This is a genomic window from Oceanispirochaeta crateris, from assembly GCF_008329965.1.
Taxonomy (GTDB): domain Bacteria; phylum Spirochaetota; class Spirochaetia; order DSM-2461; family DSM-2461; genus Oceanispirochaeta; species Oceanispirochaeta crateris.
This window is the reverse complement of record NZ_CP036150.1, coordinates 1,380,118-1,405,260: the sequence shown is the minus strand read 5'-3', so window position 1 is coordinate 1,405,260 and position 25,143 is coordinate 1,380,118. Positions and strand designations below refer to the sequence as shown.

Genomic DNA, 25,143 nt, shown 5'->3' with positions numbered 1-25,143 from the left:
GCAAGGAGGATTAAATGAGATCCTATGAATTTACAGCAGTTTTCCGTGTAAAGGAAGACAACTATCCTACCGGTCTTAAGAATGTCAAAGACATTTTTGAGAAAAACGGTGTGACAACCCTATCCGAAGAAGATTTGGGTGACAGATTACTAGCATACCCCGTTCATAAAGAAGAACGCGGTCATTACCATCTGCTCAATATTGATGCAGATCCTGCAGGAATCCTTAAGATTGAAAATGCTCTGAAACTTCAGACATCTCTTCTCAAGTATCTTTTCGTTAAAAAAGAAAAGTAAGGGGTTCTTATGGCATCTGATATAAACCGAGTTGTACTCGTCGGAAGACTAACTAGAGACGCAGAATTGAAGTATACCAGCGGTGGTATGGCTATTGCTGATATCAGCCTGGCCAGTAACCGTAGTAGAAAACAGGGTGATCAATGGGTTGATGAGGCCAACTTTTTTGATATATCCCTATTCGGCCGAAGAGCAGAAGCTCTGGCTCAGTATCTTTCAAAAGGTACACAAATTGCTGTTGAAGGCCAGCTCCGGCAAGATCGTTGGGAGCAGGATGGTGTAAAACGCAGCAAGGTTACTATCGCTGCCTCAGATATTCAGCTACTGGGAAGTAGAAATGACAGGGGTCAGATGGGAGAGAATTCCTATCAGAATAATAACAAGGGAGCAGCCCCCTCCAGAAATTCTCAATCTTTTGAGTCTTACAGTAAACCTGAAAAAAGTTCGGGTGGACAGTCAGACCGGTTTGAGGATGATATACCATTTTAGGCCCTTGGTTTATCAATAGGACCGGTTTGAGTAAATTACACAAGCGGAACTGAATAACCAAATGCAAATAAGCTTCTGGAAGTGCGGTGCACACCAAGGCTTAAACGAGGACTGATTCTAAGATATTCAGTCGTGATAAATGGATATTGAATTCATGAAATAGGAGAAAAGACATGTCTGAAGATAATCAGAATGAAGGAACCGGACAGGATAATTCTGACGGTGCAAGACCTTCCGGACCCAGATCCGGTGGTCAGGACAGAGGTTCAGGAATGAGACCTCCCAGAAGAACATTTTATAAGAAAAAAGTATGCAAGTTCTGTAAGAACGGATTGGAAGTCGATTACAAAAAACCTGACTCTCTGCGTCGCTTCATCACAGAAAGAGGTAAAATCCTTCCCAGAAGAATTACCGGAACCTGTGCTAAACATCAGAGAATGCTAACAACAGAAGTCAAGAGATCCAGAGCTTTGGCTCTTCTTCCTTTTGTAACAAAATAGTTTTGGGGATGTGATTTGGAAACCGGAAAGATAGGGAAGATAACAGGCATCTCGCTCATTACGGCTCTGCTGTATAATGTGGGTATCCTCTCCCCCTTTTTTGCCATTCCACTGCAGTTTTCTGCAGCGGGCAGAAATAGGAAAATCTTCTTAATCTCTTCTGTGATTTCAATTTTTTTGATTCTTTCATTCAGGACCACAGTGCTGATTCCTTTAGAGGCTCTTGGTTTTGTCTATGTTGATGGATATATTCTGTTTCTGGCCGTCGCGGGCCTTTATGTTTGTAATTTTGAACTAAAGGGTTTTACCCTGCCTGTTCGAATTGCTTTCATTACCGCCGGAGCAGCCGCGTTAAGCCTGCTTTTATGGCCGCTGGCTCAAGGACTAAGAGAACAGATGATCATGTCACTCAATCAGATCCTACTGGTCAGCAACGAGCTGAATATTAGTGGAGTCATGGGTGACGCAGCCCTGGATGGTGAAACACTGTTTCTCATTCTACAGGATCTTGCAGGAAGTACGGGATTAGTCTGGTATTTCTTCTTTATTGCCTTTAGCTATTGGATGGGCATGAAAGTCGTGAGCAAGTCCTCAGGGGCTGTAACGGAAAGAAAATCGGAGAATTGGGATCTGCCTGAAGTCTGGGTATGGTTTCTATTCATTCCATTGACCCTTTTCTTAGTAAATAAGCTGATGATGGTACGAAATATCCATATTTTGGGAATACTTCCCTATTATGCTGTTACCAATATCATCCTGATTTCCGCCGGGGCCTATGCCATCAGAGGAATCGGTATCATTCAGTCTTATTTAAATAGAAGAAGTCTTCCCCGTCATACGCAGAGACTCATGCTTATGACCTCAGGATTTCTGATTGTTATACCAGGCGTAAATCTGGTGCTATTGATATTAACGGCAGGGCTCGGTGTATCCGAACTCTGGATAAATTACAGACTATTTGACAAGGAGTAAATCCATGAAGATTATATTAAATCAGGATATGTCCAGTCTTGGAGAGGAAGGGGATGTTAAGGTTGTAGCCGATGGTTATGCCAGAAACTACCTTATCCCCAAGAAATTGGCTGTTCAATACAACAAAGCTAACCTGAATATGTTTGAGCAGAAGAAAGTTGCTATTGAAAAAAGAAAAGAGACAAAACGAAAAGATGCCATGGGTATCAAAGAGCGATTGAGCAATGAGACTCTGGTTATTGATATGCCCGCTGGTGAAAAGGGTAAGCTTTTCGGAGCTGTTACCGCCGCTACTATCGTTGATGAATTGAATAAAATTGGTCTTGTTATTGAGAAGAAAAAGGTAGAAATTGCCGGAAATTCAATCAAACTGACAGGAACCTATACTGTAAAGGTAAAACTTTACGGAGGAGAATCTGCAGATCTTAAGGTGACCGTTAATGGTGTTCAAACCGAAGGTTCTGAGTCAAGATCTTCTCGTAAGGATGATGTGAAAGCAGAAGAAGCTGTTGTTGCAGAAGAAGCTGTTGCCACAGAAGTTAATGAATCTGAAGCCGTCGAAGATTCATCCGCAGAAGAAACTGATAATTAATCGCAGGAGCTTATGGATTCAGGTTCCCTGAAAGATAAAGTACCCCCCTATAACGAAGATGCTGAATCGGCGGTATTGGGGGCACTCCTCATTAATTTTTCTCTCGACGCCTTGGATACTGTTCGAATGTATCTGGGGGTCGGGGATTTTTTTAGAACAGCTCATCAGTATATCTTTCATGCTATTGAGCAACTGGAGAAAAGGGGTAGTGGAGTTGACCTCCTCACTCTTGTAGAAGAGCTTAAGTCAGAAGCGCTTCTAGAAAAATCAGGCGGTGTTGCCTATGTCTCCAGTCTGACCTCTTCTGTCCCTACAACCGCAAATATTGAATACTATTCCAAAATCGTCCAGGAATGCAGTATCAGGCGTCGTTTGTTATCAATTAGCGCCGATATGCATCAGCAGGCTCATGATGATTCAAAAGATACTGCAGAAATTTTGGAAGAAGTGGAACGTCAGGTTTTTGACATCAATGATAAAAGATCAGTCGACTCCATAAAATCGGCCGGAGATGTTATCAAAGAAGCCATCTTTGCCATTGAGCAACGATATTCTCAGAAGGGAGACTTTACCGGTGTGCCTTCTGGATTTGATGAGCTTGATGCCATGACAACAGGCTTTCAAAAATCAGAAATGATCGTTATTGGTGCACGTCCATCTGTTGGTAAAACAGCTTTTGCGTTGACCCTTGCCGCTAATATAGCGATTAAGAGTAAGATAAATTGTGGCTTTTTTACTTTGGAAATGACCACTCTTTCGGTTATGCAGAGATTGCTATCGCTTCAGGCCAATATCAATTCAAATAAGATCAGAACAGGTTTGTTGAAACCATCAGATTTTAACAGCCTTACCGATGCGGCGAGCAGCATCTATGATGCCCCTCTCTGGATAGATGATACCCCCAATATGAAGCTCCTCGATCTGAGGGCGCAGTCCAGAAGAATGGTCAGTAAGTTTGATGTTAAGATTATATTTGTGGACTACCTTGGACTCATCACCTTTGAAGATAAAAGGATACCACGGCATGAACAGATGGCCGAAGTGAGTCGTTCCTTGAAGGCCTTGGCACGAGAGCTGGATATTCCCATCGTCGCTCTATCTCAGGTAGGAAGGCAAACTGAAGGGAAAGCTCCTGGACTGGCCGACCTCCGAGAATCCGGTGCCATTGAGCAGGATGCGGATGTTGTTATGTTTCTTCATCGTGAACGAGGGATTGACAATCATGATGGAACACCAGAAAATATAGAAACAGAATTAATTATAGCCAAGCAGAGAAATGGACCTGTAGGTGTGGTTAAAATGGCTTTTATACCACATTTTACAAAGTTTGTACCATTGGCATACAATAGTTGAGGGAGATATTCAATGAGTTTTATTGATGATTATAAATTAGATGAAATCAAGAATGAAGTTGAAGAAGTAGCCTACAAAGAGCTTGAAAGGCAGCTTAGTGCCATTTCGGATGAAGATATCTGTAAGTGTACAGACTGTGTCCAGGACATGGCCTGTTTTGCCCTGAATCAGATCAAGCCCCGGTATACCGTTTCGCTCCTGGGCAGCCTTTTTACAAGGGTTGAAACAGAAACTCTGATCAAAGATATTGAGAAAGTAGTGCGTGAGTCTGTTGAAAAAATAAGTCAGAATCCACTACACAGCAAATCCTGACATTTCCTATCTAATTCTCATCCCTATCATTATTAGTATTTACGATCTGATATTGGGTCGAGACTTTTCTTCCCGTTGACCGACTGAATGAGTTGATACTGGACGCTACGCTTCGCTGACTGATATATGGTTTTATTGTATCATTAGAGGATATGGCGATCCAGTTGTTATCGTTGAGCATGTAATAATCCACAATCTTAGAACCTTTCTGGGGATCAAACAGAGTGAGTGATCCGTCACTGTTGATGATGTACAGAATAGATCCATGAAAGAACATATTTTCAATATTTCGGTCATAATCCCATATCTTTTTTTGTGAACCTCTCAGCCTAACGATATCACGCCCGGTAATACTGGCATACAATGTGGGTGTATAGGAGGATGAATCAACAGTCAAAATGGAATTGATCCACTCCCCATCCCTACTGTACAAGGTTTTGATGACTGATGGGTTGGATTTTAGGTGACTTCTTATCTGTGTTTCAATGGAGCCGTCATTGCTGAGCATCAAACCAACGGAATAGACAACATTTCCTTTTTCAGGACTGAATATATTGTGTATGAGGAATCTATTGTCAATAATAGGGAGGATCTCTCCAGTAGAGGTCTGTACAGTAAACAGGGGGTCCCTTCCGGTCTTCATGAGTGATTTACCGGCTAACAGAAGTGAATTGTCTACAAAATTAAGACTGACCATACCCAAAGCCGAAAAATCAAACTCTCTGATTCCCGTATGTATATTACTGATAGACGCTTCACCGCTACTTTCTAAAGCTAGAACTTGGTTTTCTCTTACAGAAAGTTGTTTGAGAGACGATTTATACTCATTATTTCTACTGAGGACTGTATCTGTATTTGGATCATATAAGACATATCCCAAGCCTTTGTTCTCTGAGGACCATATGAGCAGTTTGCCCTCATCATAGCCTTCCAGAAAGGATTCTCCCGGTAGAGGATTTTTAGTAAACTTGATATTGAGATCATTCATTCGCTTAAGATTATTAATACCGGAAGTATTGAAGAACTCACTGTTCATGGTGATCATATCATTCTCAGTGAGCATATATAGATTGTCCTGATCAAAGCTCAAGTCATGAATAGCTGAGACTATATCATTTTTGAAAATCTCAGGCTTCAGGTTCTCTTCATTGATTTGCCAGATAGTTCCGCCGCTGTCAGAAATGAAAACTCTATTTTTCACACTCAGGATTCCTCTGAAAGAATCAGTCATCCTGAAATAGCCTGTGTCATCGTTTATTCCCCCAATGACCTGTTTTGAGTTGTTCAGATAGTCCCCAGTGCTTAAGGGGGTAAAGCGCGCTGATGTGGTAGATGTATGACTGACAATCAATCTACCGGTTTCTGATTCTTTAATAACACTGATGACACCATTCTTCTGGTCAACAGAAAAGGAGATCATTGTATCGGCACTCAGGGTATCTCTGACTTCGCCGCTTAGGCGGTCAATCAAATAAAGGTTTTCTTCTTTGCTGGCAATAACATAACGTTTACCTTCTGTTTGCAAAACCGTAATTTCTTTGAGATCTTCTATTGTGCTGGATTCATTTTGGAGAGAAGACGTTCGGATATCGTAATAACGGAAGTATCCGGAATTACTATAGGTCATGATTGTTGTTTCATTAGAACCGATATATGAAAAGCTGAATAAGCCATTTAAGCGTTTCAGATAGGAATATTCTCTTCCACTCAAACTGTCATAGAGAATAACGCTAGGAGTTCCTACCTGGACGATAAATAGGAATTTGCCGCTTCCAGAATAATCAAATTGAACAGGCCTGTTGGAAAGTGTCTTCGTAAATAGATTGCGTCCCGTTTTCCAGTTCCACACCGAAAGACCACTGTATCCAGGGCGGGAAATGAGAATCGCCACTTCTGTTTTGGATGGATGAACTTTGATGCTGAGGGAACCTTCAAGCCCAGTATCTATTTGATATTCCAGGTTGTCATTCTCCAGGTTCCATACTTTAATCAAACCTGACTCGTCTGCTGTGATGAGATTATTACTGCCTTCATGATACTCCATAGCAGCAATGGATCTGCTGTGTCCTGTGTCGATAACAATTCTGTTATTCTGAGCAGAAAGACCAATGGGAATCAAAAGGAGTAGGGTTAGTAGTGATATTTTTAATTTATGCATGCTATCAGTTCCTTGAAAAAAATAATATATCATTCATCGTTGCAAATATGATCAGAGCGAATACCATGACCGTTCCAATCATCTGATACCTGTATAAAACTGTAGGATTAGGTTTTTTTTGAGTCAATCCCTCAATCATAAAGAAAAGGATTTGTCCTCCATCTAATACCGGAATAGGTAGAAGATTCATAATAAAAAGTGCCACATTAATCAGGGCAATAAATCGAAAAAAGCTCAGTAATCCTTCGCCTATACCCTGGCTGAATCCTGAAAACGCTAAATCTCCAGTCATGTAGGTGATCCGTAGTGGCCCAGAAACAGCCGACTGTAAATCGATACCCTTAAAGAGCATCGTCAAACCCTTTAAAGAATTATAGACTGTGGACCAAGTCTCTTGAAAACTGTTGATAATTGATCTTACCACCTGGCCAGGATTTGTCCTCATGGTCAAATATTCAAATTGGATTCCTGGATTTTCTATGCTACTATCTGCCTCATCAACACTCAGAAATTTTTCAAATCCGTCCCTGATAAACGATATGGACTGGAGTTCTTCACTACTCAGAATTCGGTTTATATCTAAAGCATGATGAACCTTCTTACCATTCATGGCAGTTATCCTATCGCCTTGTAATAATCCTAAACTCATGAAATCAGAATCTGGTTCCAAGGTCTTGATGGATGGTTCAATCCAAGGAAAGATGCCCAAAGAACCAGCGCCAGTTTCTTTATTGAGCTCTGGTTTTACTACAAGCTGCTGAGTTTGTCCATTACGCTCAATAGTAAATTGCATTTCCTCGTCAGGGTGCATCAATATAGCATTCTGCAGTTCGTCAAAGCGGTCTATTTGACTGCCATCTATCCTGATTATGCGATCACCACTCATTAAGCCGCTCCTATCAGCGGGATAATCCGATCTGTCTGTATACTCAGATGCCAGAACGATTCTGGATGGGTAGTAGTAAATATTGTAACCAATGATACTTATGAAGAAGAATATAAGAGATGCAAACAACAAATTCATCAAGGGGCCGCTTATGGAAACAAAGATCCTCTTCCACCAGAGAGCTCCATACATGTCGCCTTCGCTTGTCTCTATTGTTTTGGCTTTGGACTCCCAGGCCTGTATCATGGCCTGCTCTCCCTGCATTTTGCAGTAACCACCCAAAGGAAACAGAGACAAGCGGTATTCCGTGCCTTTCCACACTCTTGAAAACAGGACTTTTCCCCAACCGATGGAAAAAGCCTCTACCTTAATACCCGAGAGACGGGCGGCAATCAGATGTCCGGCCTCATGTACAACGACTACAATTGATAAACCAAAGAGTCCAAATAAAATTTTTATTATAGTCATTTTGATTTTTCCCTTATAAATTGTTCGGCAATCTCTCTGGATCTTTGATCACTTTCCAGAATTTCATCTGCCTGTTCATGCTTTTGGGACCAGTCATGTTCAAGAGTATGCTCTGTCACTGCTGCAATAGCAGAATAGGGGATTCTTTCATTCAAGAATGCTTCTACAGCCATTTCATTAGCCCCATTGTAGGCTATCGGGCTGGCATGGCCCTGGCGGGCACATTCAAATGCCAGTTTCAACATTGGGAATTTCTTTAAATCAGGCTCTTGGAATTCCAATGTTTTTCCGGCTAGATCCAAATAGGTCCAGGGTACCTTTCTCATTTCAGGATAAAATAGGGCATCCTGAATCGGGAGCCTCATATCCGGCTCGCTAATCTGTGCATATAAAGCCATATCTTTCGTTCGGATGAGGGAATGAACATAACTTTGTGGATGTATGAGAACCTTAATACAATCAACATGAAAGTCAAATAGCTGTTGAGCCTCAATGACTTCGAGTCCCTTATTGGCCATGGTAGCAGAATCGATAGAGATTTTACGACCCATTGACCAAGTTGGGTGAGCCAGTGCTTCATTGACTGTTATCGAATCGAACTCTTCAAGTTTTTTATTTCGGAAGGGTCCTCCTGAGGCTGTGAGTATCAATTCTGAAATGATTTCTTTTTTCTTATTTTCCAGGAGGAGAAAGAGGGCTGAATGCTCAGAATCAACAGGCAAAAGAGCACAGTTATGAAGGGATGCCAGATGCTTGATGAGTGAACCTGCCAGAACCATAGATTCTTTGTTGGCCAGAGCAAGATCAATGCCGCATTCCAAGGCTTTAATTGAAGGCTTGAGACCGCTAGCCCCTACAATGCCGTTCACAACAATGTCAGCATTTGAATCTTCAATTAACTGAAGAATCCCCTTACTTCCAGAGTAGGTGATTTGATCCGATGTACTTTTCTTACCGCTGAGACATAGGAGGGCTTTCGGAAACTCCCGTCCGTCTTCAAGTAGGATGGATTCATTGAGATGAGCCTGAAGTCCGCATAAAATGAAGTCTTCTGGATTTGATCTTATAATATCAAGGGTATTCCTTCCAATGGAACCGGAGGAACCCAGTATCAGTACTTTTTTCATTTTCAATCCTGTGAGGCATATTAAACTATTGCATATTGCAGGAGATAGTAAAAAACAGGTGCCGTCAAGAGGAGTGAGTCAATGGAATCAAGCAATCCGCCTCTTCCCATGATGATACTTCCCGAATCTTTGGTACCGGTTGATCGCTTTATCCCAGATTCTACCAGGTCTCCTAAAATAGTGGTGACTCCTGCCAACAACCCCAAAAAAATCATGGACCATAAAGGACCATTGAATATATGAGGTAAAAAAATCCAAGAGTTAATAGTTACAAATAAAGAGGCAAGAATTCCACCGGCAAATCCAATCAAACTTTTATTCGGGCTCACAGGAAATATATTCCTTTTGGAGTTTTTCCCAAAAAAGACGCCGAGAAACCAGGCAAAAGAATCGTTTAAATACACTGTGAGCATAAATACAATGAGGACAATGCTGGCAGAATCAAAGCTCGAAAACCGGATGATGAAGGTCAGGAAAATACCTGGATAAAACAGGCAGAGCAATGATGCCGATGCGGACTCAATAATACCCTTGAACTGGACTTTGGCCATGGTAAACGCCGGAATAACCAGTATTAACGTGGCTGCGACAAGGAAATAGAACAGAATTATACTTTCCGGTAGGAGTCCCATGACCATGAGGTAGGTCAATACCGGTAGGATCGAGGAAGCAGCAGTTAATGTTTTGACATGAATGAAAATCCCAGCGGATTTAATCATTTTTGCCATTTCATTTGTTCCGACAATGGTTATTAGCAGAACAATGCAGTTGATTGCCAGATGTTTGGCAAAGGGAATAAGGATGAGCAATGCCAAAAAAGGCAGTGATGTTCCAAATAATAGAAAACGCTTCTGGATATTTGTCATTTTTTAACTCCGCCGAAACGTCTGTCTCGGTTTTTGAATGATTTAACTGCTTCTTTAAGATCCTCAGCAGTCCAGTCAGGCCATAACTTTTCAGAAAAATATAATTCTGCATAGGCTGTCTGCCAAATGAGAAAGTTACTGATTCTCTTTTCTCCACCGGTGCGTATCAGGAGGTCTACCGGAGGTAGTTCGGGATTATCGAGGTTTCTGCCTATAATTTCAGCTGAAAGTTTTACACCCGGTGAGTCTTGAATGTGTTTATTGACGGAGCGGACAATTTCATCCTGACCTCCATAATTGATCAACAGATTTACAGTCAGTCCCTTAAAATGTGATGTCTGCTCCATGACGGTAGATAACTCATTTTGTATGTCTCCAGGGAGTCTATTTAAGTCTCCACTATGGACTACTCGGATGGAGTTCTCCTTGTAAAACTGGTATTCCTTTTTCAAATAGCTCTTGATCAGGACCATTAGAAAAGAAATTTCATCTTCAGTTCGCTTCCAGTTCTCTGTTGAGAAAACGTAGAGAGACAGGTTTTTAAGACCCATATCGGAAGCGGCTTTGACGATGGTCTTGGCCGCATTCAGTCCTTCTTTATGGCCTGCAGAACGGATTTGACCGCGGTTTTTTGCCCAGCGGCCATTGCCATCCATGATGATTCCTATATGGGAAGGGTTCCTATCCTGTGAAGTCATTAAATCTCCATTATTTCCTTTTCTTTTTCTTCAATAATGGTGCCAATCTCTTTAATATACTGGTCAGTCAGTTTTTGAATTTCATCCATACCCTTTTTCTGTTCATCTTCTGTAAATTCACCCTTTTTGATCAGCTCATTTACATCTCGACGAATGTTTCTGATTGAAACACGGCTGTTTTCTCCGACATTTTTAGACTGTTTGACAAGGTCTTTACGTCTATCTTCGGTAAGGGGTGGAATATTGATGCGGATAACTTTACCGTCATTATTAGGATTTAATGACAATTCAGATGTTTGAATCGCTTTTTCGATTCCGTTCAGTGCATTCTTGTCAAAGGGTTGAATCACGATAAGTCTAGCTTCAGGAATGGAGATATTCGCCACCTGATTTAAGGGTGTAGGGGTTCCATAATAATCCACATGGATTTTGTCGAAGAGGTTAGCAGAGGCTCTTCCTGTTCTTATGGTATTGAATTCCTCTTTTAATGCTTTGACAGTTTTCTTCATTTTGTCTTCCGCAGTTTTCTTTACAGTATTCATCCTAATTTACTTCCTCTCAGTGTGGTTTTGTACAGCATACATTTCATCGCTCTTGTTTACAAATACAAAACGCCGTAATCCTTATAAATATTTACACCCCCTGGAAATTCTCAGGGGGTGTAAAAGTATAAATTTTACTCTTCGCCGACCAGCATATAGATGTAATCGGTTAATTCAATTTTTCCACCAACAGCTTTTGCTACTTCGGCAATTGCCTGTGTAACACTCAGCTTATCATTTTTAACAAATGCCTGGTCTACAAAACAAATCTGTGAAAGATGTTTGTTCAGTTTTCCTTTGATGATTCCCGCAACTACTTTTTCGGGTTTATCAAGATTGGCTGCCTGTACCTTGAAAATGCTTTCCTGTTCAGCAATGTAATCAGAATCTACCTTGCTACGGTTCAGGTATGCGGGGCTGAAGGCTGCTGCATGAAGGGCAAGATCCATCCCCAGAGCTTTTACTTCATCCTTAGCGGCAGTATCAGAACTGTCACAGCTTAGTTTCACCATAACACCGATCTGTCCGTTATTGTGAAGATAGTCTACAACAGCATCTGTGTCTGAAACGTCCATAGTTGCGATTTTCTTCACACCCATGTTTTCTTTCAGTACAGAAATTGCTTCTTTGACTAAACCTTCAACATCACTGTTGACTTCTTTGATCTTTTTTTCTGCTACAAAATCAGCAATCTTCTGACCGGATTCTATAAATACAGCATTTTTAGCTACAAAGTCAGTTTCGCAATTCAACTCAACTGCTACAGCTGTACCATCTTTGACCGCAGTGAATACGGCACCGGCATTTGTGGAGCGACCACTTCTCTTATCTGCACTGGCGAGACCTTTTTCTTTCAGGATCTTTTCTGCAGCTGCAAAATCTCCATTGGCTTCTACGAGTGCATTTTTACAATCCAGCATTCCTGCCAGAGTTTTATCTCTTAGTTTTTTTACATCAGCTGGTGATACCGCCATGTTTCTCTCCTCTTATTCAGTAGTGTAAACAACATCGCTGTCGTCAACTTTTGCAGCTTCAGCGGGAGTGTCTTTTTCTTTTGATTCTTCTTCAGGAGTTTCAACTTCAGCTTCTTTGGCTTCATCTTCATCCTGCAGGCTTTCAATGACTTCAAGGCCAATCTCATTGTCGGCTTCCACAACTGCGTTTGCAATGATCTGTGTAAACAGACTGATAGCTCTAATGGCATCATCGTTTCCGGGGATTGGATATGTAATTCCATCGGGATTACAGTTTGTATCTACAACTGCAATGATGGGAATGCCCATTCTTCTGGCTTCCGCAACGGCGATGGCTTCTGTTTTTGTATCAATAATAAAAATAACTCCGGGGAGTTCGGACATGTTCTTGATACCACCAAGGTTTTTCTCAAGTCTGCCTTTTTCTTTAAGGAGCTTGGAAACTTCTTTCTTGGTAAGCTGTTCAAAAGTTCCATCAACTTCCATCTTCTCAATTCTCTTGAGCTGGTGGAGAGATTTTTTAATTGTTGAAAAGTTAGTCAGCATGCCTCCGAGCCATCGATTGTTGACATAAAACATGTCACATCGTTCCGCTTCTTTGGCAATGGCAGCCTGTGCCTGTTTTTTTGTTCCAACAAACAGAACAGATTTTCCGCTTAATACTGTTTTACGAACTACATCGTAAGCTTCACGGATTGAAACTATTGTTTTCTGGAGGTCGATAATATGTATCCCGTTTCTCTGAGAAAAAATAAATTTTTTCATTCTGGGATCCCAGCGTTTGGTCTGATGACCAAAGTGTACACCTGACTCGAGCAGGTTTTTCATTGTTACTACAGCCATGTAGTCTCCTATTTCCACTTTCAAAAATAAAGTGGTCCTTCGCTTAGTCTCAGCTACAGTAAAGATTTATCAAGCAAATCTTTTGCAGCCGGAAAATTAGTTGCTGAAATTCAGCAACCTTAAGATGGCATAGAATCGATTTATTGGCAACCCCATAACATTGTAGAATGTCCCATTGAGGGAAGAAACATATTTGCCTCCGCACCCTTGTATTCTGTAAGCGCCGGCGACTCCTTGCCACTCCTTTGTATCAAGGTAGGATTCAATCTCCATTTGATCCATTGAGCTGAAGGTAACATCAGTACTTTCTAGGTCTGAGATAAAAGTTTTGCTCAAGGGTGAATACACACTGAAGGCTGATATAACTTGATGGGTACGTCCCTGAAGACGGGATAGAATTTTTCTTGCTTGCTGTCTATCGTCAGGCTTGCCTATCTTCTCATCATCCAGGGCTATCAGTGTATCTGCTGTTAGAATCCAAGCGTACTTTGCCAGCTCTGGTTTCTGATCCAAACAGGCCTTCATCTTGAGTTCTGATAAATCTATTGCCAGATCAGCAGCATGACGACTCTGGTCCATGGGTTCTTCTGCCTGTATTCTCACGACCTGGCAGGTCAGACCCATCTGTTCTATTAGCAGTTTTCTTCTGGGAGAACCCGAGGCTAGATGGATTGCAGGATGAGTCACTGGTCATTCTCTCTTTTATTGACCAACCAGGAGGGCATCTGAAGATGAAAATAGACAGCTAGTGAACGGAATAAGAATATGAAGGATATGGCTGTGATCGAAGGGATATGAGAGTCCGGCAGATTCAGCTTTAAAAGAATATACAAGAGAATTCCCAATAATGCTGGGGAGGCATAAAGTTCTTTTGTTATCAGAAGATTAGGTCTTCCCGTCAGTACATCTCTCATCACTCCTCCACCCATTCCTGTGATCATGGCCATAATGAGGGCCACGGGGTAAGAATATCCAAGGTTTATGGTTTTTTCAAAGGCTTGAATGCAGAAGTAGGCGACTCCCAGGGCATCAAAGTAGAGGAGCATTCTATATCTAGCCTCATTGATCTTTGAAATTTTCAATAGAAAGAAAATGAGAACAGAGGCGATGATTGATACTAATATATAGTTAAAATCTTGGACCCAGAACACGGATGTATTCAATATTGTGTCCCTGAGTGTTCCTCCCCCTATGGCAGTGATCACTCCCAATACTACGAGGCCGAGGATATCTCTGTCTTTCCGTATGGCCCCTAAAACACCGGTGATGGCAAACACGGCCACAGCTGCCTGACCCAAAATATATTCAATCATAATAGAGTATTATAGAGATCATTTTAGAAGCTTTCCAGCAGTGTCATGATCAGGGTGTTTCAGAGGCAAAAAGGTTCAATTCCATTTGTGCCTCTGGTTCTTTATATAAGTCACCCTGGAGCTTTCCCAGGGATAGTCCAAGGAGTCGGACCGGGATGGCTCCTGCATCAGTTTTTTTTAAAAGTCCCGGAACAAGACTGATGATATCATCCTTATTCTTTAATGCAGTAGGACTCTGTACGGATCGGGTGCATAGTCTGAAATCATGGTATTTCACCTTCAATGTCAATTGTCTGGCCTGGAGGTTCTGCCTCTTCAGGTCTTCTTCAATTCGAGCACTGATTTGCTCCAGTTCTGACATAATTTCACCTGAGTCTGTCAGGTCTGATGTGAATGTATTTTCTCTTCCCAAAGATTTTCTTCTGCGCTCTGGTACAACTGGCCGGTTATCTATGCCTCTTACAGCATTGTAGTAATAGCTCCCTGATTTACCAAAGGCTTCCAGGAGTTCATACATTTCCAATTTTTTAAGATCGAACCCATTCTCTATTCCCATGGATTTCATTCGGGCTTCCGTCTTTTTGCCGATTCCCCAGAATTTACGGATGGATAATTTTTCAATAAACTCTTCTGCTTCCTGCGGTCGTATGACCGTCATACCATTTGGTTTTTGTATATCCGAGGCTATTTTGGCTATAAATTTATTAAAAGAGACTCCCGCAGAAGCCGTGAGCTGTGTTTCTTCATAGATTTTTTGTCTTATTTCCTGGGCAATCATGGTAGCTGATGGATTATTCACCTTGTTTTCTGTCACATCCAGATAGGCTTCATCCAGACTCAGTGGTTCAACCAGGTCTGTGTATCTAAAAAAAATACTCCTGATGATATCTGAAGCTTCTTTGTATTTTTCAAAATTGTGATGAGACACAAAGATAGCATGTGGACAGAGTTTGTAGGCCTGAACAGAAGGCATAGCTGAATGTATGCCATATACTCTGGCCTCATAGGAGCAGGTGGAAACAACCCCCCTGCTGTTAGGTGGTCCTCCCACTACAACCGGTTTCCCCCGTAAGGATGGATTGTCTCTTTGTTCTACCGATGCATAGAAAGCATCCATGTCTACATGAATGATTTTTCTCATAATTGTATACTATACTTTCGTTAAGTGGTAATCAAGTGAATTTAATTTGCTTTAGTTTCTGATTTTCAATATATCAATATATAAGCTGATATATAGCACGGGCTCTAGCCACAAAAAGGATGGTCCTCCATACGGAAAACATCGGTTTCTAGCAAAAATGAGCTCATTGAAAAACTACGGAATACCGCTCTTGTCCGCAGCAGTGATTCCGACTAATATGGGATAATATGTCTGATTTTGATAAAACGTCATCTCATGGTAAAAGAGCTAAAAAACAGAATGGTAAAGTGATCAATCCTCTCATCATTCCCCTGCAAAGGGATCTTAAGAGAGTTCGGGGCTGTGATTTTCACTCTTTACGCAGAGATTTATACCGCCTGGAAAAAAAAACAGAGCTTATGGAAGATTCACAGGAGCTGATCAGCTTCAAGGGCAAAATACAGAGTTCTCTGGAAGAGAAACAGAGGCGCCTACTTCGTAAAACCAGATACAACTGGAATCCTGACCTGCCTATAACTTCCCGGAAAGATGAGATTATCAAGACCATAAGAGATCATCAGGTCGTCGTTCTTGCGGGAGAAACCGGGAGTGGTAAAACAACCCAGATTCCCAAATTTTGTATGGCCGCCGGTAGGGGTATAGAAGGGAAAATCGGATGTACCCAGCCCCGCAGGATTGCCGCCTTGACTGTGGCAGAAAGGATTGCCCAGGAACTGGGTGAACCAGTTGGCCAGAGTGTGGGATATAAAATTCGTTTTCAGGATAAAGACAAGGCCAGCAGCACCATAAAAATCATGACTGATGGAATCCTTCTGGCCGAGACTCAAAGGGACGCATTCCTCAATGAATATGACACCCTCATCATCGATGAGGCTCATGAACGGAGTCTGAATATTGACTTTATTTTAGGGTACCTCAGGCAACTTTTAAAAAAAAGAAAAGATCTGAAGCTGGTTATAACATCCGCCACTATCGATACAAAAAAATTCTCACAGGCTTTTGATAACGCACCGGTCATTGAAGTTTCGGGAAGAACATATCCTGTAGAAGTTCGCTATGATAAGGAAGACTACAGTGAAGAAGGATCGTTGGCCGAAAGAGCGGCAACAGCGGCAAATCGCCTGATTTCAAGAGATTCCCAGGGAGACCTGTTGATCTTCATGCCCACAGAGCAGGATATCCGTGAGTGTTGCGATATCCTCTCGGGACAGCAGAAGGGAGCCCTCATCCTCCCCTTATACGCCAGATTATCCTCGTCAGATCAAAAAAAAGTCTTTGCTTCATCCGGGAACAGAAAAATCATCGTCTCCACCAATGTCGCCGAAACGTCTTTGACCATTCCGGGAATTAAATATGTAATCGATACGGGGATGGCCAGGCTGGCACAGTATTATCCTTCCACAGGTACGTTTGCCCTGCCTGTCATGGCCATTTCCCGGAGTAGTGCGGATCAGAGAAAAGGGCGTTGCGGGCGTGTGGAGAATGGAATTTGTGTCCGTCTTTATACGGAAGAAGATTTTGAAAGCCGTCAGGAGTTTACCCCCGCAGAAATATTACGGACCAATCTAGCAGAGGTCATTTTGAGGATGCTCTCCTTGAAGCTGGGTGATCCGGGAGCTTTTCCCTTCATAGATCCTCCCACTTCCACGGGGATCAGTGACGGATATAAGACCCTTTTAGAGTTGGCCGCTGTAGAAAAAAAGGGTGGTGGAAAGAATCAAAGCTATACCCTGACTCATCTAGGAAGGACCATGGCATCCATGCCCATAGACCCTCGGTTGGCAAGGGTCATTCTAGAAGCCTCTAAGGAACGCTGCCTGGAGGATGTTTTGATCATAGCCTCTTCATTGAATGTCCATGATCCCAGGGAAAGGCCTCAGGATAAGGCGGGTTCGGCCGATCAGGCTCATGCTAAATTCAGACATGACGAATCAGATTTTATGACCCGTCTAAATATTTGGCGGTATTTTGAGAAAAATTATGACACAACAAAAACTGGACATTTGAGAAAATTCTGTAAGGAAAATTATATCTCCTTCAGGAGGATGCGGGAGTGGCAGGATATATTTCGTCAGTTGAAACAGCAACTGGAGGAAAAAGGCAATAAGGTCCGGGCTTATGAAGGGAATGAAGAGAACTATCTTCCTTCCATCCATCGATCTATCCTTTCCGGTTTTCTCTCCCATATCGCCCTTAGAAAGGAGAAGGTCTACTACAGGGCCACCAGGAATCGGGAACTGATGATTTTTCCAGGTTCCGGACTCTTTGGGGGCAAAAGAGCCGGAGATTGGATCGTCTGTGGAGAAATTGTCAAAACCTCAAAGCTCTTCGGCCGCATTGTTGCCAATATTGACCCTGCCTGGCTTGAGGATCTGGGAGCTCATCTGGTCACAGAGAGCTACCATAGCCCTGTTTGGTCTCAGGACAAGGGAACCGTAATCGCAGTTCGGCAGAAACGGCTCTTCGGATTTATTATTGCCGAGGGGACCGTCCCTTATGGACCGGTGAATCCGGGAGAGGCTACGGACCTCATGATACGAGGAGCTTTTCTGGAAGGAGCTATCCGGGATATTGAAAGCTTCCCCTTTCTTGAAAAAAACAGAAGTCTCATTGATTCCATCATGAATATGGAAAACAAGATCAGAAGGCGGAATCTTTTGGTCACCGATGAAGAACTCTTTCTCATCTATAAACAGAGGCTTGGAAACCAGGTCTATGATCTTGGGCTTCTTGAAAAACTTCTAAGAGAAAAAGGACCGGACTATCTCATCATCAGCGAAGCCGAGCTGCTGAAGGAACAGGCTGATCATAATATTTTAGCTCAATTTCCAGACACACTGAGTATTGGAAATGTGGACGTCTCTGTTGAATATAATTTTGAACCCGGTAAGGATGAAGATGGAGTCACCCTTCAGATTCCTCTTCAGGAGGCTACGAAGGTACAGCCCACTCAATTGGATTGGGTGATTCCCGGTCTTCACAGAGACAGAATCACCGCGCTGATAAAGGGGTTGCCTAAAAAAACAAGGAAACAGCTGACTCCCGTTAATGCAACGGTGGATGAAATTATTAAAAATATGGAGCTTCAGGATGATCAACGCCTGACTCGTGCGCTCAGTGAATTCATCTATAAAGAATGGGGAATCAATGTGCCTCTGGATGATTGGGATGAGTCCGCCCTGCCGGAACATCTGAAAATCAGAATTGCTGTGACTGATGAACGGGGACAGGTGATCGAATCGGCCAGAGACACGGAAGTCCTTTTTAAAAAGCATGAAGCGACAATCGACAGCAGAGTCCTGAAAAACAGCAGAAAAGAATGGGAACGATCGGGCATAAAGAGCTGGGATTTTGAAACCCTTCCGGAAGAAATTAGCAAGACAGCTAAGAAAGGGGTTCTTTTTAGGCTCTTTCCGGCTTTAAAAGATTGTGGTGATGACAGTGCGGCCATTGTCCTTCTCGAGGATAAGGAAGAGGCTGCCGATATTCATCATAAGGGTGTCGCCCTGCTTTTACGACTGAGTTTTGCCAAAGAAGTCAGGTCTTTCAAGCAAGAATTGGCTAATGAATTTCCATTTCAGGATGGAGCTGCCTATTTAGGAGGATTGAAAGAGCTTGAAAGGCAGATCTGGAATCGTGTCTTCCTTGATATTGCATCAAAACCAGTTCGAAAGGAGAAGGCCTTTCAGTCTCTTGTTAAAAAAACGGCACCCGAATTGTATCAGAGAGCAGAGATCCTTTATAAACAGACAAAATTGATTATCCAAGAGTTTAAGAGTATCAGGCTCTTTCTTTCACAGGCTCAGCGCAAAGGGAGGGCCATGAAATATATAGAATCCAGAAGACAGGAACTTGAAGAATTGATTCCGAAAAATTTTATTGAACTCTATCCCTCAGAAAAGCTGAATGAATTGATTAGATATATGAAACTCATAAGGATCCGTACAGAAAAAGGTATCCTTGATCCGGTCAAAGACGAAGAACGGGAAGCCCGATTTAGAAGGTACTGGAACCGCTATGAGAAGATTGTCCTGGGTCTACCAGAATGGATCTCTCCTGAGAGACGGTGCGAAGTGGATGCTCTGTGGTGGTATTTTCAAGAGTACAAAATCTTTCTCTTTGCTCAGGAGATGAAAACGAAGGAAAAAGTATCTGATGAGAGGATCGAAAAGAGGGTTGAGAATCTGCAGGTAATGTTATGACTCCTTATCAAAGGTTCCTCTTGGCCCTGGGGCTGATATTCTCTCTTATTTTTTCCGGCGTAGCTGGATATATTGTTCTGGAAGGTTGGTCTTTCAGTGATAGCCTGTATATGACCTTTGTGACCATTTCTACCGTAGGTTTCGGAGAAGTGAATCCTTTATCCACGGGAGGACGATATTTCACGATCTTCCTCATTTTGGTGAGTCTACTGGTCATAGGATACATAATTACAACCTTGATGTCTTTTCTGTTTGAAGGGCAGCTGCTTCATGCAATGAGGGAGAGAAGAATGAAACATTTTTTAATGCAGATGAAAGATCATTTTATTATTTGTGGATTTGGCGAAGTCGGAAAAGAGACGGCGGAAGAGCTTAATCGTCATAAGATTCCCTTCGTCATTGTGGATCTTAGCCTGAGCGAAGGCGACAGAGCCCGGTTCTCAGATTATGTCATGATTGAGGGGGATGCCTCTGAAGAGGAAATCCTGGAACAGGCTAAAATCATGAAGGCCAGGGGATTGATCAGTTGTCTTCCAGAGGATCCGCAAAACGTATTCACCGTTTTGACGGCACGGCAGATGAATTCAAATCTTCAAATTGTATCCAGAGCCTCCCTGAAAAGGACTGTCTTGAAATTGAAAAAAGCCGGTGCCAATAGGGTCATTACTCCAAAAGCCATCGCTGGAAAGCAGTTGGCCACAGTGAGCATAAAGCCCGAAGTTATGCACTTCTTAGAGACTATTTCATCCGGTGAGAGTGATGCCATCCATATCGAAGCCTGTACCCTGGAAAAAGGATCGGGATTGATTGGGAAGTCTCTTAGGGAGAGCAATATAGGACAATATACCGGTGCCGTAGTTATTGGGATTTTAAATGCACAAGGTGTTCTTAGGAGCAATCAGACCAACAGGAGTACCATTTCTACCATTGAATTGGAGGAAGGAGATATTCTGATGGCTATGGGTAGTGAGGAGCAGCATAAGTCTCTCTTGAACTTTTCAAGAGAAAAATAAACTCTCCCGGATTTCTCCGGGAGTTTTATACTTAATCTTAATTAGTATTTCTCTTCTCTCAAAAGATTCAAAGCAGAACCAGCCTTAAACCAGCGAATCTGCTCTTCATTTAAGGTGTGGACTGCTGTAAATGACTCTTTTGAGCCATCTGCATGGTTGAGGATCACCTTAATAGAAGAGGAGGGAGCAAGCTTCGTCACACCCTCCAAGGAAATTCTGTCATCTTCACGGATTTTCTCATAATCATCGGGGTTTTCGAAGCTTAAAGCCAAAAGACCCTGTTTCTTGAGGTTTGTTTCATGAATCCGTGCAAAACTTTTTACAAGAACGGCACCGCAACCCAAAAGACGTGGGCTCATGGCTGCATGTTCTCTGCTGCTACCTTCACCATAGTTTTCATCTCCTACGATGATGAATGACAGACCTTCCTTCTTGTATGACCGGGCATTTTCTGAAAAAGACTTGGATTGTTCACCGCTAATAAGGTTTTTACCCTTGCCTGTTTCACCAGTAAAGGCATTGACTGCACCACTAAGCATATTGTCAGAAATCTTGTCCAGATGACCTCTAAATTTCAACCAGGGACCTGCCGGGCTGATGTGGTCAGTAGTACATTTGCCCTTGGCTTTGCACAGCAGAGGAAGATCAACAGGATCTTTACCATTCCAGGGTGCAAAGGGAGTTAATAATTGCAGGCGTTCTGAATCATCGGCAACAATGACTTTTGTATCCTTACCAGCTGGCGGTTGAAATCCGGATTTACTATCTTTGTACCCTTTTAAAGGGAGCTCATCGCCCCGGGGTGGGTCAAACTTGACACTCTCTCCTTTTTCGTTAGTGACTGTATCTGAAATCGGATTAAAATCCAGTTTGCCTGTTATCCCCATGATGGTGACCATCTCGGGGCTTGCTATAAAAGAAAGAGTCTCGGGATTTCCGTCATTTCTTCCTCTGAAATTCCTATTGAAACTATTTACCAGACTGTTTTTGACACCTTTTTCAATGTCTTCTCTCTGCCATTGTCCAATGCATGGTCCGCAGGAGTTGGACAGGATAGTGGCACCCCCTTTGATCAGTATCTCCATCTGACCGTCTCTTTCCAGTGTCTCTTTCACGAGTTGAGAACCCGGTGAGATAAGGAGGGGGAGGGCTGGTTTTATCCCTTTTTCTAAAGCCTGGGCCACAATAGATGCAGATCTGTCGATGTCTTCATAGGACGAATTGGTACAACTACCAATCAAGGCTGCAGTCAGATTCGTAGGCCATCCTTCCCGTGCCGCTTTCTGCTTCATCTCAGAGAGGGAGCTTACCGCATCGGGTGAGTGAGGTCCTGTAATCTGTGGTTCCAGTTCACTCAAATTTATTTCGATGAGCTGGTCATAAAATTCAGTAGGATTCAATGACACTTCTTCGTCGGCACAAAGAATATCAATATTTTTCTCAGCGGCAGATGCCAGAGGCTGTCTTCCAGTCGATTCCAGGAAGGCTGCCATTTTGGCATCAAAAGGAAAGAGAGAACAGGTTGCACCTAGTTCTGCCCCCATATTGGTAATGGTGGCTTTTCCTGTACAGCTGATGCTTTCACAGCCCTCACCAAAATATTCGATTATTCTATTTGTTCCACCTTTGACTGTGAGAATTTCAAGGAGTTTGATGATAATATCCTTGGCGGAAGTCCACCCGCTAAGAGAGCCTGTCAGTTTTACACCGACGATTCCGGGATTCTTTACTTCCCAGGGCAAGCCGGCCATGACATCTGAAGCATCTGCTCCACCGACACCGCTGGCAATCATTCCCAGACCTCCCGCATTGGGGGTGTGAGAATCTGTACCGATCATCATTCCTCCAGGGAAGGCGTAGTTTTCCAGAATAATCTGATGAATTATACCCGCTCCCGGTTCCCAGAAACCTATGTTGTACCGGCTTGAAGCAGAAGAGAGGAAATCGTAGACTTCCTTGTTTTCAGCTTTGGCACGGTTCAAATCTTCTTCATTACCCTTGAAAGCCCTGATCAGATGATCACAGTGAACTGTCGCCGGAACGGCTGATTCCTCTTTTCCACTGAGCATGAATTGGAGAATGGCCATCTGAGCCGTGGCATCCTGCATAGCCACTCTATCGGGTTTGAGGAGGAGAAAGCTTTTTGATCTGCTTAGATCCTGGCTTTCTGGATTTTGGAGATGTCCGAATAGTATTTTTTCACTCAGAGTTAGTGGTCTGGCCAGACGTTTTCTGATGATTTCCAAGTTGAATCTTGTTTTTTTGTAAGTGTTTTCTACTAATGTCAGGGGGCTTGAGCGATCCGCCATAGAGACTCCTTAAGGTTTGATAGATCTGCTGTTCTTCTTTGTGAGTTCTCTCTCTGACATTGAGAGGAAGAACATTGTCTTGATACTCTAGTATTATTACAGGAATTTCGGGAAAAAATCAATTTACCGGTTAAAATCTGAAATAAACTATGCCTACAGTCGTTCTTTTTCACTCAGATATATTTTAGAAGATTTGCTCTCTGATCCGAGACTTATTGTTTTGACGGGCAATATTTTTTATATTTAGTTCATGTCTACGAAAGCTCAGGAGTCTGACCTATGAAACACCACCGGAAGAAAGGTTTTTTTTCTTCGATCTTCGCATCTTTAAACCTGCTCCGACTCATTATAATTAACCTTGTTTTCTGGTCTATAGTGATTCTGATCCTCATCTCTTTTCTTCCTTCTACGGTACAGGTTCCCCATAATTCACTCCTGTATTTGAAGCCTGTAGGAACTCTGTCAGAAATGAATGATGGAGACGCGCTTCCTCAATGGATGGAGGCTCTTGCCGGACCAGTCTCAGAGACTTCCGCTTTTCGACTTTCCAGGACAATCCGTACCGCAGCCGAAGACAGAAGGATCAAACTTTTGGTAATGGATCTTTCAGAACTTCAGTATGCTTCATTGGCTGTATTACAGGAAATTGAGTCGGATATCCGTTATTTCAGAAGTAAAGGGAAGTCCCTTTTCACTTGGGCAGATCACTACAACCTCTATAGCTATTACCTTGCATCTGGTGCTGACAGTGTATATATGGACCCCATGGGACAGGTACTCCTTCCCGGCTTCAGCCTATATAAAACGTATTATGGAAAGGCTATGGATAAATGGAATCTGGAAATGGCTTACTTTCATGCAGGTGAGTTTAAATCCTATGGGAATTCATATATTTCTTCTTCCATGTCGGAGGATATGAAAGAAGAAAATAGACGTTGGTTAAACAAACTCTGGTCACAGTATGTCTCGAGAGTTGGTGAAAACAGAGGTTTAAAACCAGGCCAACTGGAATCCTGGATTCAAAATTATCCTTCCCTAATCAGCAAACAGGGGGCGTCAGAATCCTCAGCGGCCTTGTCTTCCCAATTAATTGACTCTCTGTTGAATTTTTCAGAATTTGACAGAGAAATGATGAGACATTTGGAAGAGGGAAGTGATTCTGTCGTGATGGGAGCCGATTATGAAAGGCTCCTAGATCGAGAGGCTTCTATTCAGGGAGAAAAAACGGTCGCCGTTCTTTCTGCTGCGGGACAAATTCACCAAGGAGAAGGCTCTCCCTGGTCTATCGGGTCTGACTCTTTGATCAGTAGCTTAGACGAGATTGGGGCAGATAGATCTGTGGGAGCTCTTGTATTAAGACTGGACACAGGAGGGGGGAGTGCCTACGCATCAGAGTTAATCCGACGTAAACTCATTGAACTCAAAACCAAGGGAAAGACTGTTTTGATTTCAATGGGGGGAGTTACCGCTTCGGGTGGCTATTGGATTGCCACTGCAGGGGATGAAATTTGGACGGCTCCAGGAACAATCACAGGGAGCATCGGAGTATTCACACTTATTCCTCAGGTCGCTTCATTTGCAGAAGAAACATTAGGCATTCGTTCGGATGGTGTCGGGACGACCTGGATGAGCGGTCAGGAAAGGATTGACCAGCCCTTGAATAGCCAGTCCAAGACTGTTTTTCAGAGTTCCGTCAATCATACTTATGAGCAGTTTTTAGAACTGGTATCCGAGAGCCGAAATCTGGAAATGAAAACACTGAGGCCCTTGGCGGAAGGTAGGATATGGAGTGGTGAAGAGGCTGTGGAGATTGGGCTGGCCGATCACAGTGGAACACTCCAGGAAAGCATTGCCGCGGCTGCATCTCTTGCCGGTCTGGAAGAGTTTAATATCCGTTATCATAGGCAGGGTACCATGAGTTTACGTCAGAGCCTAATGAAGCTGCAACAAGGCAAAATTTCCATTTTTGATTTCCTACCGGGAATTGATGTTTCTATGCCGGAACTCGTTCCTGGAAGAGTCTACGCTTTATCTCAGTTGGGGAATAAATAAAAGATTGGAATAAAGATGCTAATGGTGTTAGATTCAT

Annotated in this window: 22 protein-coding genes; 10 read left to right on the top strand and 12 right to left on the bottom strand. The window is 42.7% G+C overall.

The window, feature by feature from the left end; all coding sequences use genetic code 11:
- Positions 1 to 14: 14 nt before the first annotated feature.
- From rpsF to EXM22_RS06365, 7 genes are all read left to right on the top strand, one after another.
- The gene (gene rpsF, locus EXM22_RS06395; RefSeq protein ID WP_149485715.1) at positions 15 to 296 is read left to right on the top strand and encodes a 30S ribosomal protein S6; all 282 of its coding nucleotides are present in this window, start codon (positions 15 to 17) and stop codon (positions 294 to 296) included.
- 9 nt (positions 297 to 305) lie between these two features.
- Positions 306 to 785, top strand: a complete 480-nt coding sequence (gene ssb, locus EXM22_RS06390; RefSeq protein WP_149485714.1) for a single-stranded DNA-binding protein — start codon at positions 306 to 308, stop codon at positions 783 to 785.
- A 272-nt stretch (positions 786 to 1,057) separates the two neighbouring features.
- Positions 1,058 to 1,285: a 30S ribosomal protein S18 gene (gene rpsR, locus EXM22_RS06385; protein ID WP_246157109.1), complete on the top strand. Its 228-nt coding sequence runs from the start codon at positions 1,058 to 1,060 to the stop codon at positions 1,283 to 1,285.
- Positions 1,286 to 1,300: 15 nt separating this feature from the next.
- Positions 1,301 to 2,257, top strand: coding sequence for a hypothetical protein (locus EXM22_RS06380; protein ID WP_149485712.1), 957 nt, complete (start codon positions 1,301 to 1,303; stop codon positions 2,255 to 2,257).
- A 4-nt stretch (positions 2,258 to 2,261) separates the two neighbouring features.
- Positions 2,262 to 2,849, top strand: a complete 588-nt coding sequence (gene rplI, locus EXM22_RS06375) for a 50S ribosomal protein L9 (protein WP_149485711.1) — start codon at positions 2,262 to 2,264, stop codon at positions 2,847 to 2,849.
- A gap of 12 nt (positions 2,850 to 2,861) precedes the next feature.
- Positions 2,862 to 4,202, top strand: coding sequence for a replicative DNA helicase (dnaB, locus tag EXM22_RS06370; protein WP_149485710.1), 1,341 nt, complete (start codon positions 2,862 to 2,864; stop codon positions 4,200 to 4,202).
- Between the two features lie 12 nt (positions 4,203 to 4,214).
- Complete coding sequence (locus EXM22_RS06365; protein WP_149485709.1) at positions 4,215 to 4,514, top strand: late competence development ComFB family protein; 300 nt, start codon at positions 4,215 to 4,217, stop codon at positions 4,512 to 4,514.
- A 10-nt stretch (positions 4,515 to 4,524) separates the two neighbouring features.
- Here the strand turns inward: EXM22_RS06365 and EXM22_RS06360 are convergent, their stop codons facing one another.
- The 11 genes from EXM22_RS06360 to dinB form a co-directional block, all read right to left on the bottom strand.
- Positions 4,525 to 6,672, bottom strand: coding sequence for a WD40 repeat domain-containing protein (locus tag EXM22_RS06360; RefSeq protein ID WP_149485708.1), 2,148 nt, complete (start codon positions 6,670 to 6,672; stop codon positions 4,525 to 4,527).
- A 4-nt stretch (positions 6,673 to 6,676) separates the two neighbouring features.
- Positions 6,677 to 8,026, bottom strand: a complete 1,350-nt coding sequence (rseP, locus tag EXM22_RS06355; protein WP_149485707.1) for an RIP metalloprotease RseP — start codon at positions 8,024 to 8,026, stop codon at positions 6,677 to 6,679.
- Positions 8,023 to 9,153: a 1-deoxy-D-xylulose-5-phosphate reductoisomerase gene (dxr, locus tag EXM22_RS06350; protein WP_210411561.1), complete on the bottom strand. Its 1,131-nt coding sequence runs from the start codon at positions 9,151 to 9,153 to the stop codon at positions 8,023 to 8,025. The genes rseP and dxr overlap by 4 nt, the downstream gene beginning before the upstream one ends.
- A 20-nt stretch (positions 9,154 to 9,173) precedes the next feature.
- A complete protein-coding gene (locus tag EXM22_RS06345) occupies positions 9,174 to 10,019 on the bottom strand; it encodes a phosphatidate cytidylyltransferase (protein ID WP_149485705.1) in 846 nt (281 codons plus the stop codon).
- The gene (uppS, locus tag EXM22_RS06340; RefSeq protein ID WP_149485704.1) at positions 10,016 to 10,717 is read right to left on the bottom strand and encodes a polyprenyl diphosphate synthase; all 702 of its coding nucleotides are present in this window, start codon (positions 10,715 to 10,717) and stop codon (positions 10,016 to 10,018) included. Before uppS ends, EXM22_RS06345 begins: the two co-directional genes overlap by 4 nt.
- Positions 10,717 to 11,259, bottom strand: a complete 543-nt coding sequence (gene frr, locus EXM22_RS06335) for a ribosome recycling factor (RefSeq protein ID WP_149485703.1) — start codon at positions 11,257 to 11,259, stop codon at positions 10,717 to 10,719. The genes uppS and frr overlap by 1 nt, the downstream gene beginning before the upstream one ends.
- A gap of 134 nt (positions 11,260 to 11,393) precedes the next feature.
- Positions 11,394 to 12,233 (bottom strand): translation elongation factor Ts, encoded by an 840-nt coding sequence (tsf, locus tag EXM22_RS06330; protein ID WP_149485702.1) that lies wholly within the window; start codon positions 12,231 to 12,233, stop codon positions 11,394 to 11,396.
- Between the two features lie 12 nt (positions 12,234 to 12,245).
- Positions 12,246 to 13,076, bottom strand: a complete 831-nt coding sequence (rpsB, locus tag EXM22_RS06325; protein ID WP_149485701.1) for a 30S ribosomal protein S2 — start codon at positions 13,074 to 13,076, stop codon at positions 12,246 to 12,248.
- A 96-nt stretch (positions 13,077 to 13,172) separates the two neighbouring features.
- Complete coding sequence (locus EXM22_RS06320; protein ID WP_149485700.1) at positions 13,173 to 13,763, bottom strand: Maf family protein; 591 nt, start codon at positions 13,761 to 13,763, stop codon at positions 13,173 to 13,175.
- Positions 13,760 to 14,389, bottom strand: a complete 630-nt coding sequence (locus tag EXM22_RS06315; RefSeq protein WP_149485699.1) for a trimeric intracellular cation channel family protein — start codon at positions 14,387 to 14,389, stop codon at positions 13,760 to 13,762. Before EXM22_RS06315 ends, EXM22_RS06320 begins: the two co-directional genes overlap by 4 nt.
- Before the next feature lie 49 nt (positions 14,390 to 14,438).
- Complete coding sequence (gene dinB, locus EXM22_RS06310; protein ID WP_149485698.1) at positions 14,439 to 15,530, bottom strand: DNA polymerase IV; 1,092 nt, start codon at positions 15,528 to 15,530, stop codon at positions 14,439 to 14,441.
- Positions 15,531 to 15,757: 227 nt separating this feature from the next.
- On the opposite strand from dinB, the gene hrpA reads away from it, so the two are divergent.
- Together hrpA and EXM22_RS06300 are read left to right on the top strand one after the other, a co-directional pair.
- Positions 15,758 to 19,732, top strand: coding sequence for an ATP-dependent RNA helicase HrpA (hrpA, locus tag EXM22_RS06305; protein ID WP_149485697.1), 3,975 nt, complete (start codon positions 15,758 to 15,760; stop codon positions 19,730 to 19,732).
- The gene (locus EXM22_RS06300; RefSeq protein WP_149485696.1) at positions 19,729 to 20,745 is read left to right on the top strand and encodes a potassium channel family protein; all 1,017 of its coding nucleotides are present in this window, start codon (positions 19,729 to 19,731) and stop codon (positions 20,743 to 20,745) included. Before hrpA ends, EXM22_RS06300 begins: the two co-directional genes overlap by 4 nt.
- A gap of 41 nt (positions 20,746 to 20,786) precedes the next feature.
- Here EXM22_RS06300 and EXM22_RS06295 read toward each other — a convergent pair whose 3' ends face one another.
- Positions 20,787 to 23,054 (bottom strand): aconitate hydratase, encoded by a 2,268-nt coding sequence (locus tag EXM22_RS06295; protein WP_149485695.1) that lies wholly within the window; start codon positions 23,052 to 23,054, stop codon positions 20,787 to 20,789.
- A gap of 279 nt (positions 23,055 to 23,333) precedes the next feature.
- Here EXM22_RS06295 and sppA point away from each other — a divergent pair, with 279 nt between their 5' ends.
- Positions 23,334 to 25,106, top strand: a complete 1,773-nt coding sequence (sppA, locus tag EXM22_RS06290) for a signal peptide peptidase SppA (protein ID WP_149485694.1) — start codon at positions 23,334 to 23,336, stop codon at positions 25,104 to 25,106.
- Positions 25,107 to 25,143: the final 37 nt, after the last annotated feature.

Excerpts from the sequence above, each read along its gene's own strand:
- EXM22_RS06360 (WP_149485708.1), bottom strand. The coding sequence starts at position 6,672 with ATGCATAAATTAAAAATATCACTACTAACCCTACTCCTTTTGATTCCC.
- hrpA (WP_149485697.1), top strand. The coding sequence starts at position 15,758 with ATGTCTGATTTTGATAAAACGTCATCTCATGGTAAAAGAGCTAAAAAA.
- rplI (WP_149485711.1), top strand. The coding sequence starts at position 2,262 with ATGAAGATTATATTAAATCAGGATATGTCCAGTCTTGGAGAGGAAGGG.
- EXM22_RS06315 (WP_149485699.1), bottom strand. The coding sequence starts at position 14,389 with ATGATTGAATATATTTTGGGTCAGGCAGCTGTGGCCGTGTTTGCCATC.
- ssb (WP_149485714.1), top strand. The coding sequence starts at position 306 with ATGGCATCTGATATAAACCGAGTTGTACTCGTCGGAAGACTAACTAGA.
- sppA (WP_149485694.1), top strand. The coding sequence starts at position 23,334 with ATGAAACACCACCGGAAGAAAGGTTTTTTTTCTTCGATCTTCGCATCT.
- tsf (WP_149485702.1), bottom strand. The coding sequence starts at position 12,233 with ATGGCGGTATCACCAGCTGATGTAAAAAAACTAAGAGATAAAACTCTG.
- rpsF (WP_149485715.1), top strand. The coding sequence starts at position 15 with ATGAGATCCTATGAATTTACAGCAGTTTTCCGTGTAAAGGAAGACAAC.
- EXM22_RS06300 (WP_149485696.1), top strand. The coding sequence starts at position 19,729 with ATGACTCCTTATCAAAGGTTCCTCTTGGCCCTGGGGCTGATATTCTCT.
- dnaB (WP_149485710.1), top strand. The coding sequence starts at position 2,862 with ATGGATTCAGGTTCCCTGAAAGATAAAGTACCCCCCTATAACGAAGAT.
- uppS (WP_149485704.1), bottom strand. The coding sequence starts at position 10,717 with ATGACTTCACAGGATAGGAACCCTTCCCATATAGGAATCATCATGGAT.
- EXM22_RS06365 (WP_149485709.1), top strand. The coding sequence starts at position 4,215 with ATGAGTTTTATTGATGATTATAAATTAGATGAAATCAAGAATGAAGTT.
- rpsR (WP_246157109.1), top strand. The coding sequence starts at position 1,058 with ATGAGACCTCCCAGAAGAACATTTTATAAGAAAAAAGTATGCAAGTTC.
- EXM22_RS06345 (WP_149485705.1), bottom strand. The coding sequence starts at position 10,019 with ATGACAAATATCCAGAAGCGTTTTCTATTATTTGGAACATCACTGCCT.
- dxr (WP_210411561.1), bottom strand. The coding sequence starts at position 9,153 with ATGAAAAAAGTACTGATACTGGGTTCCTCCGGTTCCATTGGAAGGAAT.
- dinB (WP_149485698.1), bottom strand. The coding sequence starts at position 15,530 with ATGAGAAAAATCATTCATGTAGACATGGATGCTTTCTATGCATCGGTA.
- rpsB (WP_149485701.1), bottom strand. The coding sequence starts at position 13,076 with ATGGCTGTAGTAACAATGAAAAACCTGCTCGAGTCAGGTGTACACTTT.
- rseP (WP_149485707.1), bottom strand. The coding sequence starts at position 8,026 with ATGACTATAATAAAAATTTTATTTGGACTCTTTGGTTTATCAATTGTA.
- EXM22_RS06295 (WP_149485695.1), bottom strand. The coding sequence starts at position 23,054 with ATGGCGGATCGCTCAAGCCCCCTGACATTAGTAGAAAACACTTACAAA.
- frr (WP_149485703.1), bottom strand. The coding sequence starts at position 11,259 with ATGAATACTGTAAAGAAAACTGCGGAAGACAAAATGAAGAAAACTGTC.